Below are 19,729 nucleotides of genomic sequence, written 5' to 3'. Positions count from 1 at the left end.
TTTTTATTCAATGGGTTGAAGCCGGGCCTGCTGTAACATATGCAATGTGATCTTTCTGACCTCTGCCTTACTGACGGCAATGTGGTCGGTTAAAATGCGTTGTGCCTCCTCGGTTTGTTGCTGGAAAATCGCCCGTAAAATCTGAGCGTGTTCGCGGTATGTCGCATCTACCCGGTCGTCACGGGTAAAGTCGAGACGACGGATGATGCGGATCTTTTCGGTCAGTTCGGCGTGGATGCGTGCCATCTCCTGATTGCCCGCGGCGGCTACCAGCGCCATATGAAAGGCTTCGTCGTGCGCCGACACCGCTTTGCCATCCTCCAGGCGTGGCGCATCGATCCAGAAACCTTTCAGTTCGTTCAGGATTTCCGCACAGGCCAGCGGCGGCAGCGCGCACAGGCGGCGCACTGCTTCGCGCTCCAGCACGGTGCGGAAGTCGTACAGCTCTTCGAAGTATTCGAAGTCGAACGGCTTCACCTGCCAGCCGCTGCGGAACCACACTTCGACATAGCCCTCGCGCTCCAGCCAAAACAGCGCCTGACGTACCGGCGTGCGGCTCACGTCGAGCCGATCGGCGATTTCGTTTTCGCTAAAGCGGTCACCGGGCATCAAACGAAACTCAAAAATGTCCTGTTTCAATGCCTGATAAACCTTCTCCGCCAGCGCCTCCGGACGGCCTTTGCTGCGTGGGCTTTGATGCATGCGATCTCCTTATTCCAGCCATAGCAGGGTGTCGCCCGGACTGACCGGACGTCCTGCCTGGCAGGCAATGCGTTTCACCGTGCCGGCCTGTGGCGCGACAATCGCCAGTTCCATTTTCATGGCTTCGACGATGATCAGCGTCTGACCGGCTTCCACCGCGTCCCCCGGCTGCACCAGCACTTTCCAGATGTTGCCGTTCATATCGGCACAGACCGCTAGCGCATCTTCGTCGGCTTCCGGGGCCATCAGCGTCTCTTCACTGGTCAGCGGCGCGTTCTGCTCTTCCTGTGCCCACAGCGTCACTTCCTGTTCGAAAGCGGCTGACTGGCGCTGACGGAATTCGGCAATTGAGTCGGCGTGTTCAGCGAGGAATTGCTGGTGGGCAGCGAAATCAAACAGCGTCTCTTCGATACGTACCGTGGCGCGGCCTTCGCGGAAGTCATCGCGCAGTTGCGTGAGTTCATCTTCGGTCACCGGATAGAAGCGCACCTGATCGAAGAAGTGCAGCAACCATGGCTCATCCGCCGCGAACTGGTCGTTCTTGAGGAATTTGTTCCAGATTGGCAGCGTGCGGCCCACCAGCTGATAGCCACCGGGTGAATCCATGCCGTAGATGCACATGTACATGCCGCCAATACCGACCGTGCCTTCGGCGGTAAAGGTACGTGCCGGGCTGTATTTGGAACTGAGCAGGCGATGGCGTGGATCGATCGGTACTGCACACGGCGCGCCCAGATAGACATCGCCCAGGCCGAGGATCAGATAGCTGGCATCGAAAATGGTGTCGCGTACCGCTTCACGACTCTCCAGCCCGTTGATGCGCTGAATAAAATCAACGTTGTTCGGCAGCCATGGCGCAGTAGCGCGCACGGTTTCCTGATAACGCTCGACCGCACCGAGCGTGGCGCTGTCTTCAAATGCCATTGGCATCCAGACGATGCGCGAAGGCACTTTCAGCTGGCTGACATCGCCGAGTCCGGCTTCCAGTTCCAGCAGCAGATTCATCAGCTGTTTCTGGCTGAGGATCAGGCTGTCATAGCGCACCTGCAGCGAACGCACGCCAGGCGATAACTCTTCCACGCCGGGCACCGCACGTTCACGCAGCGCATTCATCAGCAGGTGCACACGCAGACGCAGCGCCAGATCCAGCACGTTGTCGCCGTACTCAATCAGCACATATTTATCACCGGCTTGGCGGTAAACCGCCGCTGGCGTAGTCGATGTCGCAGGCAAGGCCGCCAGCAAGGTGGCTGAGCCGATGTCACTGGCCGCCAGCGAAGGCACCTCGAAGGCTGGCGCATGGGTACTGCGCAAGGTTTCCACGCTGTGCGCCTGGGCTTTTTCCAGCGCCACCGCTTCGTCGGCGCTGATCGGATGGAAGCGAATGCGGTCGCCCGGTTTCACCTGACCGACTTTCCACAGCTCCGCTTTGGCAATCGTCACCGGACAGACGAAGCCACCGAGGCTCGGGCCGTCATGGGTCAGGATCACCGGGAAGTCGCCGGTGAAGTTCACTGCACCGATCGCGTATTCGCAGTCGTGTACGTTGGAAGGGTGCAGCCCGGCTTCGCCGCCGTTGGCGCGCGTCCAGGTCGGTTTTGGTCCGACTAAACGCACACCGAGGCGGTTGGAGTTGTAGTGCACCTGCCAGTCGCTGGCGAAGAACTCGTCGATAGCCGCCTGAGTGAAGAAATCCGGCGCGCCGTGCGGGCCGTACAGCACGCCGATGCGCCATTCGTTGCCATAGTGCGGCACCAGCGCGTGATCGAGCGCTTGCGGCTCGCTGACTGGCGCGGGCGTGGTGCAGGCGGCCAGCAGCGGTTGAGAGATCGGCAACATATCGGCGATGCGCAGGGTGCGTCCGGCATGACCGCCAAACTGGCCGAGTGAGAAGGTAGAACGGCTGCCCAGATATTCCGGCACATCGAAGCCGTTGCGCACCGCTAAATAGGTGCGGCAACCGCTTTGCGCACGGCCTAACGTCAGCGTCTGGCCTGCTTTTACACTTATTGGTTGCCAGTAATCGAGGCTTGCGCCATCCAGTTCTGCCGGGCAATCTGCGCCGGTCAGGGCAATGACTGCGTCGCTGTGGAAACGCAGTGTCGGGCCTTGCAAAGTAAACTCCAGCCCGGCGGCGCTGTCGTGGTTGCCGACAATGCGGTTTGCGAGGCGGAAAGCGAAGTCATCCATCGGGCCTGAAGGTGGCACGCCAATATCCCAATAGCCGAGGCGGCCAGGGAAATCCTGAATGCTGCTGAAGGTGCCGGGTTGCAGCACTTCAATCACGCTGGCGGACGGCGTAAAGCTGTCGAGGAAACGCGTCCAGACTTTGCCGCTGCTGAACGCTTCGGTGGCCACAATCTGGCGCAGATAATCGAGGTTGGTGGCGATGCCGTGCAGCTGCGTGGCATCCAGCGCCTGCTGCATTTTTGCCAGCGCCGCTTCACGCGTGTCGGCGTGAACAATCAGTTTGGCAATCATCGGATCGTAAAATGCTGAGACTTCGGTGCCGGTATCGATCCAGCCATCGACGCGCACGCCATCCGGGAAACTGACACCGGTCAGGGTGCCGGGACTTGGCTGGAAGTTTTTCAGTGGATCTTCAGCGTAGATACGCACTTCAATCGATGCGCCTTTGGGGGCCTGCTGCAGTCGCGCCCAGTCGATGGTATCACCGGCGGCGACTTGCAGCATGCACTCCACCAGATCGAGCCCGGTCACACACTCCGTCACCGGATGCTCAACCTGCAAGCGGGTGTTCACTTCGAGGAAATAGAACGCATCCTGTGCGGCGTCGTAGATGTATTCCACGGTACCGGCGCTGCGATAGCTCACTAACTCGCCCAGACGCACGGCCGATGAGAGCAGCGCCTCACGCGTCGCCTGCGGCAGGTTCGGTGCCGGGGTCTCTTCCACCACTTTCTGGTTGCGACGCTGTAATGAGCAGTCACGCTCACCGAGGGCAATCACTTTGCCGCTGCCGTCACCAAAAATCTGCACTTCAACGTGGCGCGCGCGGTCGATAAAGCGCTCCAGGAACACGCCTGCATCACTGAAAAACTGTTCGCCGAGACGACGTACGCTCTCCCATGCATTGCGCAGCGCATCGGCGTCGTCACAGCGGGTTAAGCCAATACCGCCGCCGCCCGCCGTGCTTTTTAGCATCACCGGATAACCGATGTTTTCTGCCGCGCTGAGCGCCTCTTCCAGCGAGTTGAGCAGCGGTGTGCCAGGCGTCATCGGCACACCTGCGCTAGCCGCCAGTTCACGCGCGCGGTGCTTCAGGCCAAACTCGCCAATCTGCTGCGCCGTCGGACCAACAAATGCAATCCCCGCCTCTTCACAGGCGGCGGCAAACGGCAGGCTTTCGGAGAGAAAGCCGTAGCCCGGCCAGATGGCTTCCGCGCCGGTCTCTTTGGCGGCGGCAAGAATCTTATCGATGCGCAGATAGCTGTCGGTGGCTTTATCGCCACCCAGCGCGATCGCCACATCGGCTTCTTTGACATGGCGCGCGTTACGGTCGGCATCGGAGTATACGGCGACGCTTTTCACGCCGAGGCGCTTCAGGGTGCGAATCGCACGGCAGGCGATTTCGCCACGGTTAGCGATCAGGACGGTGCTGAACATGGTTATTTACTCCCCTGAGAGGCCAGCCAGTTGCGCCAGCCGCCAAATTCGGTAATTTCCAGCGCCTGCGACAGCACCGCCGGTTCACAGATAAAGCCTTTCACCACGCGACCATCAGCCAGCGTCAGAGATCCAATGCCGAGCGGTGCCGGGATTTCCGCCACGAATTCGCCAAAGCGCGCCAGCGGGATATCCCACAGTTCCACCGTGATCGCCGCACCGATGTCGCCACGCAGCAGACCGGGCTTCTTGATCGGGCCATCGAGCAGGGCAAACAGACGGTAGTTGCTGGCGGTTTGCGTCTCTTCCACCCACACCGCATCGCGGGTGGTGAGCTGGAAATTCAGCGGCATGCCGGTGAGGTGCGCACCGACCACTGCCACGCGTACGTGATCGGCAGACACCGGGAATGCGGTGTATTGAGCGGGCTGAGCTTTGCCGGTCGCGCCTAACGTCAGCGCCATCTGCTGTTGCCACTGAATGCCGAAGACTGCCAGCGCGCGATCCTGCCAGGCAGACGCAATCAGCGTGATGCCCGCAGGCAGGCCATCGGCGCGGAACGGACCAGGCAGCGCCAGTGCGCTAAGGTCAGCAAGGTTAGTGAAGTTGGTGTAGGTGCCAAACTGCGAGTTGTAATGCACCGGCTCCTGCTTCATCTCTTCTAGCGTGTGAATGGTTGGCGAGGTCGGCACCACGAGCGCATCAAACTGCGCCAGGGTTTGTTGGATTTGACGCGTCAGCTCAGCGCGCAGGTATTCCGCCTGATAAGCCTCGACGGCGGTGTATTTCAGGCCACTGCTGACAATACCGTACACCACCGGGTCCATCTCTTCCGGGCGATTGATCATCTCACCGACAGCGACAGTGCGCTCGGCAACCCACGGGCCGTAATAAAGCTGTTCCGCCAGTTGGTGGAATGCGGTGAAGTCGATAGGGTGCAGCGTCGCGCCGCCCGCTTGCAGTTGCTCCAGTGCACGTAACCAGGCTGCTTCGGCCTGCTTATCACCAAAGAATTCAGGCGTGGCAGGAATGGCGAAATCAGGTCGAGCCTTAAAGCTGGCAGGCGCGGTGTGCGGATTGTTGCGTGAGTAGGCGTCTCCCGCATCGTTACCACCTGCGGCGGTGGCAACGGTGAAGGCATCTTCCACCGTGAGAGCGAAGACGGAGATGGTGTCATTCAAACGGCAAGCAGGCACTACGCCGCTGGCCGAGAACCAGCCTTTGGTGGGTTTCAGGCCGACGATGTTGTTAAAACCTGCCGGGACGCGACCGGAACCGGCGGTATCGGTGCCCAGCGAGAAGCCCACCAGGCCGCGCGCCAGCACCGAAGCAGAACCGGAGCTGGAACCACCGCTAACATACTCGGGGTTAAAGGTGTTGCTTACCGCACCGAACGGAGAACGCGTGCCGACTAACCCAGTGGCGTATTGGTCGAGGTTGGTTTTGCCGATCACCACCGCACCGGCCGCTTTAAGCTGTGCGACCACAAAGGCATCAGTTTCAGCCGTATAGGTTAAGGCCGGACAGGCGGCACTGGTCGGCCAGCCTGCCACATCGATATTGTCTTTCACCGCAAACGGCACGCCAAACAGCGGCAGTGCAGCGGGATTGCGCAAGTAACTGGCCAGCAAGGGTTCAATTTGCGCCTGCAGTTGTGCGGGCGAAGCGACATACAGCCAGGCGTTATCCTGCTGGTCGATGGCGTCGAGGTGTGCTGCCAACAAGGTGCTGATGCACTGTGGGTCCTGCTGATAGCGGTGTTGCCAATCCTGAAGCGTGTATCCGAAGGTTGCTGCCATGAGTGAATTCCAACTGGTATACAAGATGGAATTCAACAAAGCAAAGCGCGTGCCATTTTTGTAAGTAAATGAATAGCTGTAGCTAATTGATATGACATAAGATTTTGTGATGATAATTTGCACAGTCACAGCGCAGACGGTGTGCAATCACGGTGCGCCTGCGTAAATTTTGTGAAGAACATGGCAAGAGACCGTTGGCCTGGTTAGCATGAGTTAAGTCTGGCATGAGCTGGATCGCAGCAGAGAGGAGAGTAGAGTGGAGAAGTGGCGTAACTGGATGATAGGGATCTGTCTGGTCAGCACGGCCAGCAGCGTGTGGGCCGACTCGCTGGATCAACAAAGACAGCGCTATGCGCAAATCAAACAAGCCTGGGATAACAATCAAATGGACCAGGTCTCGCAGCTGATGCCAACGCTGCAGGATTATCCGCTCTATCCGTATCTGCAATACCGTTTGCTGGCGCAGGATCTCGATCAAGAGACGCCGCTGGCGGTGAAGAATTTCATTCAGCAATATCCAACGCTGCCACCGGCGCGTTCACTCTCGACACGCTTCGTCAACGTGTTGGCACATCGTCAGGACTGGCAGGGCGTGCTGAGCTTTAGCCCGGATGAACCCAAACCGGTGCAGGCGCGCTGTAACTGGTATTACGCCAAGTGGGCTACCGGCCAGCAGCAGGTGGCGTTTGATGGCGCGAAATCGATCTGGCTGCGCGGTTCCGCGTTGCCGAATGACTGCGATCAGCTGTTCTCGGTGTGGCAAGCGTCCGGACAGATGTCGCCGATTACCATTCTCGAACGTATTCGCCTGGCGATGAAAGCCGGCAACGACAGTCTGGTGAATTATCTGGCGAAAATGCTGCCAGCGGATTATCAAACCACTTCCAGCGCGCTGATTGCGCTGCAGCAAAATCCGCAGACCGTCACCACTTTTGCCAGCAGCCTCGGTCCGACCGATTTCACTCGTATGGCCACCAGTTATGCCTTTGCCCGCGTCGCGCGTGAAGACATGGATAATGCGCGCATGATGATCCCGCAACTGGTGCAGGCGCAGAAAATGAGCCCGGCGGAAGAGCAGGATCTGAAGGAAACTGTCGTGTGGCGCATGATGGGCGCCGATCTGACCTCCGAGCAGGCGCGCTGGCGTGATGCAGTGGTGATGAACAGTGAATCCACCGCGCTGGTGGAGCGTCGCGTGCGTCTGGCGCTCAGTCAGAACGATCGTCGTGGACTGAACACCTGGATCGCGCGTTTACCGGTTGAAGCCAAAGAGAAAGATGAGTGGCAATACTGGCAAGCCGATCTGCTGATTTCTCAGGGGCGCAAAGAAGAAGCCGATGAGATTCTGCGTAAGCTGATGCAGGCTCGTGGTTTCTACCCGATGGTGGCGGCGCAACGTCTCGGCGTGGAATATCCGTTGCAGATCGATCAGGCCCCGGCGGCAGACAGCTCGGTGGTGCAGGGGCCTGAACTGGCGCGCGTGCGTGAGCTGATGTATTGGGGGCTGGATAACCTGGCGCGCAGTGAGTGGGCCAATCTGATCTCCAGCAAGACCCATTCGCAGCAACAGATGCTGGCGCGTTACGCCAACGAGCAGGACTGGTGGGATCTCAGCGTGCAGGCGACCATTACCGCCAAAATGTGGGATAGCCTGAAAGAGCGCTTCCCGCTGGCATGGCGCAATCTGTATCAGCAATACACCAGCGATAAAGGTATTCCGCAGAGCTATGCCATGGCGATCTCCCGCCAGGAGAGTGCGTGGAATCCGAAAGCGCGTTCGCCGGTCGGTGCCAGTGGTTTAATGCAGGTGATGCCAGCCACGGCCAGCCATACCGTGAAGATGTACAACATCCCCGGCTATGTGAACAGCAGCCAGTTGCTCGACCCACAGACCAATATTCAGATTGGTACGCAGTATCTGGAATACGTCTATCAGCAGTTCGATCAGAACCGCATCTTCTCCTCGGCGGCCTATAATGCCGGGCCGGGCAGGGTACGCAGCTGGTTGAATAACAGCGGCGGAAAACTGGATGCGGTGGCGTTTATCGAAACCATTCCGTTCTCAGAAACACGCGGCTACGTGAAAAACGTGCTGGCGTATGACGCCTACTACCGTTACTTCATGGGCAAGCCGGATAAGATTCTCGCCGATGGCGAGTGGAATCGCCGTTACTAGCTGTGCTATGCTTCCGTACTCGCTAATGAGTACGGAAGCCCTTCATGAGCCAACCTCTTTCTTCCCAGCCGGATGCGGCTCAGCCTGTTGAAGATAACTGGCTGCGTTTTATCGATTTGATGCAGAAAGCTTTCGCGGACGGTGTGTCGTTGCCTTTGCTGCAACTGATGATGACGCCCGATGAACGTGAAGCGTTTGGCACGCGCCTGCGCATTATTGAAGAGCTGATGAACGGCGACATGAGCCAGCGCGAGCTGAAGAATGAGCTGGGCGTCGGTATCGCCACCATCACGCGTGGATCTAACAGTCTGAAAGAAGCGCCTCCCGAGCTGAAACGCTGGCTGGAAGCGCGCTTAGGCCGCCATTAATTACTGCTGATACAGCGGATGGGTGAACGGGCAGAGTGCCAGTATCAGCGCCTGGTGGTAAACGCTTGAGCGGCTCAACAGACCGTTGGTAAACGCGCCGATAGCGCCGCCTTTCTGCTTGATATTATCAACGCCGGTTAAGCGTGCCATTTCGTGACCGAGTTCGTGTCCGGCGGCTAAGCCCTCCATGACAATCGGCGGCAAGGTGAAGCTGGCAGAGCGCGATTCGCCGCGCTGCTGGGCGTTTTCAATCACCATCCATGCAAAGGCACAATCGCCTTCGATACCGGCCTCAATCGCGACCCAGTAGTCAGATTCAGGACGCTGCAAACGCGCATTTGCCACGCGGGTACGTGCGCCAGTTCGCGTTTCGACATCGCTTAACGGTTGAGCAGCAACGCCGCTCTCGACCTCGACCCCTTCAATATGGCAGGATCCTTCACCAAAGACGTCGTTGAACGCCTGAGCAATCGCGCGAATTTTTGCCGGGTTGATGGTGGCTGCGACAACGTGGTACATAATTGTTTGAACCCTCAAGGCAAATTTGTCGCAGTATAACGGAAATTAAGCATGCTACAGGTCTATCTTGTTCGTCACGGCGAAACGGTATGGAATGCGGCCCGACGCATTCAAGGTCAATCCGACAGTCCGCTGACGGAAAAAGGTGAGCAACAGGCCCAGCAAGTGGGTGAACGGATGAAATCGCAGGGCATCACCCATGTGATTGCCAGCGATTTAGGCCGCACGCGCCGCACCGCCGAGATCATCGCGGATGCCTGCGGTTGTACGGTCACGGTTGATGCACGTTTGCGTGAGCTGAATATGGGCTGTCTCGAACAGCGCCCCCTTGATGGCTTAACGCCGGAAGAGGAGAGCTGGCGTAAAACGCTGGTGGATGGCACCCAAGACGGCCGCATCCCAGGCGGTGAATCGATGCTGGAGATGGCGACGCGCATGCACGAAGCGCTGAACGCGTTGCTCGAACTGCCAGCGGGCAGCCGTCCGTTGATTGTCAGTCACGGTATGGCGTTAGGCGTGTTAGTGAGTACGCTATTGGGATTGCCGGCGCACGCTGAGCGCCGTTTGCGCCTGCGCAACTGCTCGATTTCACGCGTGGATCATCAACAGAGCGCGTGGCTGGCTGCAGGTTGGGTGGTCGAGACGGCAGGCGATGTGTCGCATCTGGATGCGCCTGCGCTGGACGAATTGCAGCGTTAAGCGTCATTCGGTTTCGGTGCGCATCAATGCGCAGCCTGTAAAGGGTGGGGGTAATGATTGCCTGCCCAGCAAAAGGGTCAGCTCGCCATTTATGGCGATCTGCCGTTATTGAAGCCAAAAAAATGCCGTCATCATGACGGCATTTTGATATCAGCGATTCTGCTGCGGGCGAATGGGAATCAGGTATTCGCAACGGATTTCCGTTGGCGGTTCGCTGCGTTTCTTACCGCCATGCGTGAAGAAACGCTCAATATCCTGGCCCTGACGACGCACCAGACCCAACGTTGGCATACAGGTGCCGTATAGCAGCAGAATGAACTCACCCAGTGCGCTGCGCGCACCGTTATAGGTGAACTGCACGTAATCCCCGGCTTCGAGAATCACATTTTGATTCGACTGCATGCTCAATGCCTGTTGATCGGCAGGCACTGCCGTGGTGTAGAGAATCTCCTGCTCATCATCCTTTTCATGGCTGGCACGTACCTGATGCAGACCGTATAACACCGGTGGCACGGTATCAGTTTCCAGCAGGAACTGTTTCCAGAAATGGATGCGCATTTCGTCACGGTAGCTGGAAATTTGCTCCAGCGTACAGGTGTAACTCTGCGTTTGCCCGACCAGCACCGTTTCCGGCAGCGTGACAAACGTGGCCTCAGGCATGTGGTGATCGTCCAGACGAATCGGCGGGCGAATGCCGAAGGAGTTCCATTCCGATGAGCGACGATACCAGGCGGGCGTTTGATTAAACTGCTTTTTAAACGCACGGGTAAAAGTCTGCTGTGAATCGAAGCGGTATTGTAAAGCGATGTCGAGGATCGGGCGGCTGGTCAGGCGCAAGGCCACAGCGGCTTTCGACAGGCGACGCGCGCGGATGTAAGCGCCGATGGCGTGGCTCGTCACTTCCTTGAACATACGCTGCAGGTGCCACTTGGAATAGCCCGCTTTCAACGCAACATTATCTAATGAAAGGGGTTGATCCAGATGGCTCTCCAGCCAGACAAGCAAATCGCGAATGATACCGGCTTGGTCCATAAAACATCCTCATAACTCTCTGGTGGCGCAACTATGAAGTCGTCGAATAATAGCACGAAATGCACAAAAGCGTGGGGGCGGTTTGTCAATCGGCTGTGCTAAATCAATGCGGGTTACAACCCGTTTAGGTTTGGTTCCGGGTTCGATTGACAGTACATTACAGTCTCATCTATTCGATTGGCAATGGTAACTCAATGACAATAACTCGCTTTCTTATAATCACGCTTGCAACTTGTCTCTTCAGCGCGGGCGTTCAGGCCGAGGAAATCGGCTCGGTAGACACGGTTTTCAAGATGTTTGGCCCCGACCATAAGATCGTGGTGGAAGCCTTCGACGACCCCGACGTAAAAAATGTAACCTGTTATATCAGCCGGGCGAAAACCGGTGGGATCAAGGGCGGATTAGGTCTGGCGGAAGATACTTCCGACGCAGCCATCTCCTGCCAGCAGGTTGGGCCTGTAGAGCTTAGCGATAAAATCGCACAAGGCAAGGCGCAAGGAGAAGTGGTCTTCCAAAAGCGCACTTCATTGGTATTTAAGAAGCTGCAGGTGGTGCGCTTCTATGATCAAAAACGTCATGCGCTGGTTTACCTGAGCTACTCAGATAAAGTGGTGGACGGTTCGCCGAAGAATGCGCTGAGCGCTGTGCCAATCATGCCGTGGCATTGAGGCATAAAAAAACGCCCTGATGGGCGTTTTTCTTTTACTGCAGCAAACTTAATCCTGCAATTCACCACAGAAGCGATACCCTTCGCCATGAATGGTGGCGATGATTTCTGGCGTATCCGGGGTGGATTCGAAATGCTTACGAATGCGGCGGATGGTGACATCCACGGTGCGGTCATGCGGCTTCAGCTCACGACCTGTCATCTTCTTCAGCAGATCGCCACGGGTTTGAATCTTGCCCGGGTTTTCGCAGAAGTGCAGCATCGCGCGGAACTCACTGCGTGGCAGCTTATACTGTTCACCGTTCGGGCTGATCAGTGAGCGGCTGTTAATATCCAGCTCCCAGCCGTTAAAGCGATAGCTTTCAACCGCGCGACGTTCTTCACTTGGCATCGCCAGATTCATGGTGCGCGATAACAGGTTGCGTGCACGAATCGTCAGCTCACGTGGGTTAAACGGTTTAGTGATGTAATCATCGGCGCCAATCTCCAGGCCGAGGATTTTATCTACTTCGTTATCACGACCTGTCAGGAACATCAGCGCAACGTTTGCTTGTTCACGCAATTCGCGTGCCAGCAGCAAACCGTTTTTGCCTGGCAGGTTGATATCCATGATCACCAGATTGACGTCATTTTCCGTCAAAACCTGATGCATCTCGGCGCCGTCGGTGGCTTCATAGACCACGTAACCTTCCGCCTCAAAAATACTTTTGAGGGTGTTACGCGTGACCAGTTCGTCTTCAACGATAAGAATGTGCGGGGTCTGCATGTTTCGCTACCTAAAATTTGCCAACAAATCGAAAACAGGGCGTACGATGGCTGCGTTTACTGTTCATCAAAACAGCGTGCCTTACGCAACCGGTGTACGAAATAATCTTCGGAATACACCATCCATCTATGTCAACTTCAGTGTTAGCTCAGCCAGTCAGGATGAATATTTGCGTGCCCCGTGGGTATCGGACTGGCGCTTATCCTAACCGTATTAACAGCAACCTAACAGCACCAACAACAACCGATAAGCATAAAAACAACGCTTCGTTGACTTATATCAAATGCAAGTGTAGCACGTTAACACTTTTATGAAAAACTTCTCCAGGAATGCCAGCTTAGCTCACAAAAAGCAGCATTTTTGCTACATTTTGGCTGCATAACGGTAAAACTAAAACCTGCAGGAAATAATATTTTAATAATATGAAAAACAATAGATTTATATTAATTAAGCGTGGAAATTTTAGTTATATCCCACAATATCTTCTCCCCATCGCTTTTATCCTCTTTTAACATCCTTAACATCTTATTTTCTCTTGCCCCTGTGGTTGGTATTTTTGCCACTGCATGCCAACATAGGGCGAGTTGTTAACAGTTCGATGGAAAAATCATGCATTTCCCCCTGATCCTTGTCTCACCCGCCCGTCCGGAAAATATCGGTGCGGCCGCTCGTGCCATGAAAACCATGGGTTTTAGTGAACTGCGCATTGTCGCCAGTGACGCCTGGCAAGACCCGGCTGCGCGTCGCGTTGCACACGGTGCCGGGGAGATTCTTGATAACGTCAAAACCTACGCCACGCTGAGTGAGGCGTTGGCCGATGTCGATTTCTCGGTCGCCACCACGGCACGCAGTCGTGCGAAGTTTCGCTATTACGCCACCCCCGCACAGGTAGAAACCATCCTGCAGGAGAAACGTCAGTGGCTGAGTCGTATCGCGCTGGTGTTTGGACGTGAGGACAGCGGCTTAACCAATGAAGAGCTGGATCAGGTCGATCTGCTGACCGGCATTCCAATGGCCAATGATTATCCTTCACTCAACCTCGGACAGGCGGTGATGGTGTACTGCTATCAGCTGTCGGCGCTGAATCAGGTCGCGGCAGAAGTGAAAGAAGTGGCGAACGAACACCAGCTGCAGGCGCTGCGCGAGCGCTTCCACCAGCTGCTGGTGAAACTGGAGGTGAGCGACGATGCCAAAATGGCGGACTGGATCGATCAGCGCATTGGCCTACTGGAACAACGCGATAGCGCCATGCTGCATCGCCTGCTACATGATGTAGAAAAAAAACTTATAGATAAATAATCGGTGAATATCGTTTTTAATAGTGATTGATCGGGAAACAGGGCGATCAGTCGAACGATCCCAATATGATTTACGCGCAGACACCGAACTCTGCGCAGTCGCCTTAAAATGGCGGCTAAGACAAATTCGTTGACTTAACGTGCGCTTTGCTTTACTTCTGGAAGGCAGACGGACAAGACAAAGACAGACAGAAAAAATCTCAATGCGTAATCACAGCCTGAACACCACAATTATTATTACCACCACCATTACCACAGGTAACGGTGCGGGCTGACGCATACAGGAAAAACAAAGAAAAAAGCCCGCACCTAAACAGTGCGGGCTTTTTTTTCGGCAAAAATTCAGGAGAGCTTCAATCATGCGAGTGCTGAAATTCGGCGGAACCTCAGTAGCCAATGCGGAACGTTTTCTCCGCGTGGCAGATATTCTGGAAAGCAACGCGCAACAGGGACAGGTTGCCACCGTGCTCTCTGCGCCAGCGAAAATCACCAATCATCTGGTGGCGATGATTGAGAAAACCATTAGCGGCCAGGACGCACTGACGAATATCAGCGATGCCGAACGGATTTTTGCCGATCTGCTGCAGGGCCTGGCGGAGGCTCAGCCGGGCTTCGATTACGATGGCCTGAAAACCCGCATTGAGCTGGAATTTGCCCAGCTGAAACAGGTGCTGCATGGCATCAGCCTGCTGGGCCAGTGCCCGGATGCGGTGAATGCCGGCATTATCTGTCGTGGTGAGAAGCTCTCTATCGCCATCATGGAAGCGCTGCTGCAGGCGCGCGGCCATAAAGTCACGGTGATCGATCCGGTGGAGAAACTGCTGGCCGTTGGTCACTACCTCGAATCCACCGTGGATATCGCCGAGTCAACCCGTCGCATCGCGGCCAGCCAGATCCCAGCCGATCACATGATACTGATGGCCGGTTTTACCGCCGGTAACGAGAAGGGCGAACTGGTGGTGCTGGGCCGTAATGGCTCTGACTACTCGGCGGCGGTGCTGGCTGCCTGCTTGCGTGCGGACTGCTGCGAGATCTGGACTGACGTAGACGGTGTTTACACTTGCGATCCACGCCAGGTGCCGGATGCGCGACTGCTGAAGTCGATGTCCTATCAGGAAGCGATGGAGCTGTCTTACTTCGGCGCGAAAGTCCTTCATCCGCGTACCATTGCTCCAATTGCCCAATTCCAGATTCCTTGTCTGATCAAAAATACCGCCAACCCGCAAGCGCCCGGCACTTTGATCGGTGGCGAAGGCGAGCTGGATGAGAACCCGGTGAAAGGCATCACCAACCTGAATAATATGGCGATGTTTAACGTCTCCGGTCCTGGTATGAAAGGCATGGTCGGCATGGCAGCACGCGTGTTTGCCGCGATGTCGCGCACCGGTATCTCCGTGGTGCTGATCACCCAATCCTCTTCTGAATACAGCATCAGTTTCTGCGTACCGCAGAGCGAGCAGGCGCGTGCGCGCCGTGTATTGGAAGAAGAGTTCTATCTGGAGCTGAAAGATGGCCTGCTGGATCCACTCGATGTGCTGGAGCAGTTGGCGGTGATTTCCGTGGTCGGCGATGGCATGCGCACCTTGCGCGGCATCTCCGCCAAATTCTTCTCGGCGCTGGCGCGTGCCAACATCAATATCGTGGCGATTGCGCAGGGTTCCTCTGAGCGTTCCATCTCGGTGGTGGTGAGCAATGATGAAGTGACCACTGGCGTGCGCGTGGTGCATCAGATGCTGTTCGCCACCGATCAGGTGATCGAAGTGTTCGTTGTCGGTGTCGGCGGTGTCGGCGCGGCGTTGCTGGAGCAGCTGCATCGTCAGCAGGCGTGGCTGAAAGAGAAGCACATCGACCTGCGCGTGTGCGGTATCGCCAATTCTCGCGCGCTGTTAACCAATGTGCACGGCATCGATCTCAGCGACTGGAAAGGCGCGCTGAGCGAAGCCAAAGAGCCGTTCAATCTCGGTCGTCTGATGCGTCTGGTAAAGGAGTATCACCTGCTGAACCCGGTGATTGTGGACTGTACTTCCAGCCAGGCGGTGGCCGATCAATATGCTGACTTCCTTGCTGAAGGTTTCCATGTGGTGACGCCGAACAAAAAGGCTAATACCTCGTCGTGGAATTACTATCAGCAGATGCGTGCGGCCGCGGCGAAATCGCGTCGTAAGTTCCTGTACGACACCAACGTCGGTGCTGGTCTGCCGGTGATCGAAAACCTGCAAAATCTGCTGAATGCCGGTGACGAGCTGATCAAATTCTCCGGTATCCTCTCCGGTTCGCTCTCCTTTATCTTCGGTAAACTGGATGAAGGCGTATCGTTATCAGAAGCCACCAAAACAGCCCGTGAGATGGGCTTTACCGAACCGGATCCGCGTGACGACCTCTCCGGTACCGATGTGGCGCGTAAACTGCTGATTCTGGCGCGTGAAGCGGGTCATCAACTGGAGCTGAGCGATATCGAGATTGAGCCGCTGCTGCCAGCTGAACTCACCGACATCGCTGACGTCGAGCAATTTATGGCCCGCCTGCCGGAACTGGATGATGCTTTTGCCGCCCGCGTTGCCAAAGCGCGTGATGAAGGTAAAGTGTTACGCTTCGTCGGCGCCATTGAAGAAGGCGGCGTCTGCAAAGTGAAAATCGATGCGGTGGACGGTAACGATCCGCTGTACAAAGTGAAGAACGGCGAGAACGCGCTGGCGTTTTACAGCCGCTATTATCAGCCGATCCCGCTGGTTCTGCGTGGATACGGCGCGGGGAATGATGTCACAGCGGCCGGCGTGTTTGCCGACTTGCTGCGTACACTGTCGTGGAAGTTGGGAGTTTGATGATGGTAAAAATTTATGCACCGGCCTCAATAGGTAACGTCAGCGTCGGCTTTGATGTGCTGGGCGCGGCGGTTTCGCCGGTGGATGGCACTCTGTTGGGTGACTGCGTATCGGTAGAAGCGGCCGACAGCTTCAGCCTGGTGAACACCGGGCGCTTTGTCAGCAAGCTGCCAACCAATCCGCAAGAGAACATCGTTTATCAGTGCTGGGAACGTTTCTGCCAGGCGATTGGTAAAGAAGTGCCTGTCGCGATGACACTGGAAAAGAATATGCCGATCGGTTCAGGCCTGGGTTCCAGCGCCTGCTCGGTGGTCGCGGGTTTAATGGCGATGAACGAGTTCTGCGGCAAGCCATTGAACGATACCGAGCTGCTGGCCTTGATGGGCGAGCTGGAAGGGCGTATTTCCGGCAGCGTGCACTTTGATAACGTCGCGCCTTGCTTCCTCGGCGGTGTACAGCTGATGATTGAAGAAAACGGTATCATCTCACAGGATGTGCCGTGCTTTGATGACTGGCTGTGGGTGATGGCCTATCCAGGCATTAAAGTCTCAACCGCTGAAGCACGCGCGATTCTGCCTGCGCAGTACCGCAAAGAAGATGCCATCAAGCATGGACGTCTGTTAGCGGGCTTTATTCACGCCTGTCATACCCGCCAGCCGCTGCTGGCGGCTAAACTGATGCAGGATGTGATTGCAGAACCTTACCGCACCAAACTGCTGCCGGGCTTCGCTGAGGCGCGCCAGGCGGCTGCCGACATCGGTGCGTTGGCCTGTGGTATTTCGGGCTCCGGCCCGACACTTTTCGCCGTTTGCAACGAGATGGCAACGGCACAGCGGATGGCAGACTGGCTAAACCAGCACTATCTGCAGAACGATGAAGGCTTCGTCCATATCTGCCGTCTTGATACGGCTGGCGCACGTAACTTGGGATAACGCATGAAACTCTACAACCTTAAGGATCACAACGAGCAGGTTAGTTTTGCTCAGGCCGTTAAACAGGGCCTCGGCTCGCAGCAAGGGCTGTTCTTCCCGCTCGAACTGCCGGAATTCGAACTGACCGACATCGATGCGATGCTGGAGATGGATTTCGTCAGCCGCAGCAGCAAAATTCTCTCAGCTTATATTGGCGATGAGATTGCCGCGCACCAGCTGGCTGAGCGCGTGAAAAACGCCTTTGCCTTCCCCGCGCCGGTGGCGAAAGTCAGTGCAGATGTGGCGTGCCTCGAACTGTTCCACGGCCCCACGCTGGCATTCAAAGACTTCGGTGGCCGTTTCATGGCGCAGATGCTCTCTTATGTGTCAGGCGCTGATGAGCAGATCACCATTCTGACCGCGACTTCAGGTGACACCGGCGCCGCCGTGGCACATGCCTTCTACGGCATGGAAAACGTGCGCGTCGTTATCCTCTATCCGCAGGGCAAAATCAGCCCGCTGCAGGAAAAGCTGTTCTGTACGCTGGGCGGCAACATTGAAACCATCGCGGTGGAAGGCGATTTCGATGCCTGCCAGGCGCTGGTGAAGCAGGCGTTTGATGATGAAGAGCTGAAGAAGGCGATTGGCCTGAACTCAGCGAACTCAATCAACATCAGCCGTCTGCTGGCACAGATCTGCTACTACTTCGAAGCGGTGGCGCAGTTGCCACAAGAGCAGCGTAATCAGCTGGTGGTGTCGGTGCCAAGCGGTAATTTTGGCGACCTGACCGCTGGCCTGCTGGCGAAATCCCTCGGCTTGCCGATCAAGCGCTTTATCGCTGCAACCAACGCCAACGACACCGTGCCACGCTTCCTTGATAAGGGCGAATGGCTGCCAAATGCGACAGTGGCAACCCTGTCGAACGCCATGGACGTCAGCCAGCCGAACAACTGGCCGCGCGTGGAAGAGCTGTTCCGTCGTAAAACCTGGCGCCTGACCGATCTGGTATCTGGTGCGGTATCGGATGAGACCACCAAAGCCACCATGCGTGAGCTGGCAGAAATTGGCTACATCTCTGAGCCGCACGCGGCGATTGCCTATCGTATGCTGCGTGACAACCTGCAGGAAGGCGAGTTCGGCCTGTTCCTCGGCACCGCGCATCCGGCCAAGTTCAAAGAGAGCGTGGACGAGATTCTGGGTCAGGAATTGCCGCTGCCAAAAGAGCTGGCAGAGCGCGCTGAGCTGCCACTGCTGTCGCATAATATGACGGCGGACTTTGCTGAACTGCGTAAGTTCTTGATGAAGTAATGCAAACAGGCGCGCGACCATGCGCGTTTTGAAGAGTAAGGTCGCCATGATGGCGACCTTTTTTTATTTCTGTTCGTGGCGCTTAAACACCAGCTCGTTACCTTTGCTCTCATCAGCCGCAAAGAAGTAGCCATCAACATCAAACTGTTTCAGCTGCTCGGGCTTGCTCAGGCGGTTCTGAATCACATAGCGGCTCATCAGGCCACGCGCTTTCTTGGCGTAAAAACTGATCACTTTAAACTTGCCGTTCTTCTCATCAAGGAACACCGGCTTGATCAACTCACCGTTCAGTTGCTTCGGCTTCACCGCTTTGAAGTACTCATCAGATGCCAGGTTGATCAGCACCTCATCGCCTTGCTCGGCCATCGCTTCATTGAGCTTCTGCGTCAGTAAATCACCCCAGAAACCGTAGAGATCTTTCGCCGCCGGGTTGGCCAGCTTGATGCCCATTTCCAGACGATAAGGCTGCATCAAATCCAGTGGGCGCAGCACGCCGTATAAACCGGACAGCATGCGCAGGTGCTGCTGGGCAAAATCGAAATCTGCATCACTGAACGTTTCAGCCTGCAAACCGGTGTACACGTCGCCTTTAAACGCCAGAATTGCCTGACGCGCATTGTCGAGCGTGAAGGGCGGCTGCCACTGGTTGAAGCGATCGGCATTCAGATGTGCCAGTTTGTCGCTGATGCTCATTAGTGAACTGATCTGCGCCGGTGAAAGATCGCGCGCAACATCGATCAGCTGTTGTGATTTTTCTAACAGTGTTGACTGCGTAAAGCGCTGTGTCGCCAGCGGGCTTTCAAAATCCAGTGTCTTCGCTGGCGAGATAACCATCAGCATCGTGTTTGTCCTTGTTGACCCGCCTGTTTACAGGGGATTGGTGGGAATTAAGTTGCGACGAGTGTAGCAAAAAAGCTGCACGGATCGGCAAATCGCTCCCATTTGTTAGCGCTATCGTAATGAGGCACTTCGTGATGTTGCGCAGTGAATTGTGCGTGATATTATCCCAACAGCCTTTTACACCCTGACAGTCAA

The 19,729-nt window shown here is 56.2% G+C and carries 16 protein-coding genes and 1 other annotated feature; of the genes, 9 read left to right on the top strand and 7 right to left on the bottom strand.

The window, feature by feature from the left end; translation table 11 throughout:
- Positions 1 to 3: 3 nt before the first annotated feature.
- Genes WFP70_RS07510 through atzF form a run of 3 tightly spaced genes read right to left on the bottom strand, consistent with a single transcriptional unit; the run spans position 4 to position 6,128 of the window.
- Positions 4 to 702, bottom strand: a complete 699-nt coding sequence (locus tag WFP70_RS07510) for a GntR family transcriptional regulator (protein WP_034826206.1) — start codon at positions 700 to 702, stop codon at positions 4 to 6.
- 9 nt (positions 703 to 711) lie between these two features.
- Positions 712 to 4,329, bottom strand: a complete 3,618-nt coding sequence (uca, locus tag WFP70_RS07505) for an urea carboxylase (RefSeq protein ID WP_337023104.1) — start codon at positions 4,327 to 4,329, stop codon at positions 712 to 714.
- Between the two features lie 2 nt (positions 4,330 to 4,331).
- Positions 4,332 to 6,128 carry an allophanate hydrolase gene (gene atzF, locus WFP70_RS07500; protein ID WP_337023103.1) on the bottom strand — a complete coding sequence of 599 codons (1,797 nt, stop codon included), beginning with the start codon at positions 6,126 to 6,128 and terminating at the stop codon, positions 4,332 to 4,334.
- Positions 6,129 to 6,384: 256 nt separating this feature from the next.
- Here atzF and sltY point away from each other — a divergent pair, with 256 nt between their 5' ends.
- Both sltY and trpR read left to right on the top strand, forming a co-directional pair.
- Complete coding sequence (gene sltY / locus WFP70_RS07495) at positions 6,385 to 8,304, top strand: murein transglycosylase (protein ID WP_058959378.1); 1,920 nt, start codon at positions 6,385 to 6,387, stop codon at positions 8,302 to 8,304.
- A gap of 44 nt (positions 8,305 to 8,348) precedes the next feature.
- A complete protein-coding gene (gene trpR, locus WFP70_RS07490; protein WP_337023102.1) occupies positions 8,349 to 8,672 on the top strand; it encodes a trp operon repressor in 324 nt (107 codons plus the stop codon).
- On the opposite strand, the gene yjjX is transcribed toward trpR, so the two are convergent.
- Entirely contained in the window at positions 8,673 to 9,191 is a 519-nt protein-coding gene (gene yjjX / locus WFP70_RS07485) for an inosine/xanthosine triphosphatase (protein WP_038649184.1), read from the bottom strand. It lies immediately after the preceding gene.
- Positions 9,192 to 9,242: 51 nt separating this feature from the next.
- On the opposite strand from yjjX, the gene gpmB reads away from it, so the two are divergent.
- A complete protein-coding gene (gene gpmB, locus WFP70_RS07480; protein ID WP_038649182.1) occupies positions 9,243 to 9,890 on the top strand; it encodes a 2,3-diphosphoglycerate-dependent phosphoglycerate mutase GpmB in 648 nt (215 codons plus the stop codon).
- 150 nt (positions 9,891 to 10,040) lie between these two features.
- On the opposite strand, the gene robA is transcribed toward gpmB, so the two are convergent.
- Positions 10,041 to 10,922 (bottom strand): MDR efflux pump AcrAB transcriptional activator RobA, encoded by an 882-nt coding sequence (gene robA / locus WFP70_RS07475; protein ID WP_034826193.1) that lies wholly within the window; start codon positions 10,920 to 10,922, stop codon positions 10,041 to 10,043.
- Between the two features lie 194 nt (positions 10,923 to 11,116).
- On the opposite strand from robA, the gene creA reads away from it, so the two are divergent.
- The gene (gene creA, locus WFP70_RS07470) at positions 11,117 to 11,590 is read left to right on the top strand and encodes a protein CreA (RefSeq protein WP_034826184.1); all 474 of its coding nucleotides are present in this window, start codon (positions 11,117 to 11,119) and stop codon (positions 11,588 to 11,590) included.
- 48 nt (positions 11,591 to 11,638) lie between these two features.
- Here creA and arcA read toward each other — a convergent pair whose 3' ends face one another.
- A complete protein-coding gene (arcA, locus tag WFP70_RS07465; protein WP_034826183.1) occupies positions 11,639 to 12,355 on the bottom strand; it encodes a two-component system response regulator ArcA in 717 nt (238 codons plus the stop codon).
- A 609-nt stretch (positions 12,356 to 12,964) separates the two neighbouring features.
- Between arcA and WFP70_RS07460 the strand changes: the two genes are divergently transcribed.
- The 5 genes from WFP70_RS07460 to thrC all read left to right on the top strand — a co-directional run bounded on the left by WFP70_RS07460 (position 12,965) and on the right by thrC (position 18,694).
- Complete coding sequence (locus WFP70_RS07460; RefSeq protein ID WP_038649173.1) at positions 12,965 to 13,654, top strand: tRNA/rRNA methyltransferase; 690 nt, start codon at positions 12,965 to 12,967, stop codon at positions 13,652 to 13,654.
- A gap of 202 nt (positions 13,655 to 13,856) precedes the next feature.
- Positions 13,857 to 13,928 carry a thr operon leader peptide gene (thrL, locus tag WFP70_RS07455; RefSeq protein WP_128601299.1) on the top strand — a complete coding sequence of 24 codons (72 nt, stop codon included), beginning with the start codon at positions 13,857 to 13,859 and terminating at the stop codon, positions 13,926 to 13,928.
- Positions 13,864 to 13,986, top strand: a sequence feature (Thr leader region). Its footprint overlaps the gene before it by 65 nt.
- Before the next feature lie 26 nt (positions 13,987 to 14,012).
- The gene (gene thrA / locus WFP70_RS07450; RefSeq protein WP_160869754.1) at positions 14,013 to 16,475 is read left to right on the top strand and encodes a bifunctional aspartate kinase/homoserine dehydrogenase I; all 2,463 of its coding nucleotides are present in this window, start codon (positions 14,013 to 14,015) and stop codon (positions 16,473 to 16,475) included.
- A 2-nt stretch (positions 16,476 to 16,477) separates the two neighbouring features.
- The gene (thrB, locus tag WFP70_RS07445; protein ID WP_337023173.1) at positions 16,478 to 17,407 is read left to right on the top strand and encodes a homoserine kinase; all 930 of its coding nucleotides are present in this window, start codon (positions 16,478 to 16,480) and stop codon (positions 17,405 to 17,407) included.
- Positions 17,408 to 17,410: 3 nt separating this feature from the next.
- Positions 17,411 to 18,694: a threonine synthase gene (thrC, locus tag WFP70_RS07440; RefSeq protein WP_337023101.1), complete on the top strand. Its 1,284-nt coding sequence runs from the start codon at positions 17,411 to 17,413 to the stop codon at positions 18,692 to 18,694.
- A 63-nt stretch (positions 18,695 to 18,757) separates the two neighbouring features.
- Here thrC and yaaA read toward each other — a convergent pair whose 3' ends face one another.
- Complete coding sequence (gene yaaA / locus WFP70_RS07435) at positions 18,758 to 19,534, bottom strand: peroxide stress protein YaaA (protein WP_160869758.1); 777 nt, start codon at positions 19,532 to 19,534, stop codon at positions 18,758 to 18,760.
- Between the last annotated feature and the right edge of the window lie 195 nt (positions 19,535 to 19,729).

Source organism: Pantoea sp. USMM079, assembly GCF_037153115.1.
Lineage (GTDB): Bacteria > Pseudomonadota > Gammaproteobacteria > Enterobacterales > Enterobacteriaceae > Pantoea > Pantoea communis.
Note: the sequence above shows the minus strand (reverse complement) of the source record. Positions and strands in the feature narration are given on the sequence as shown.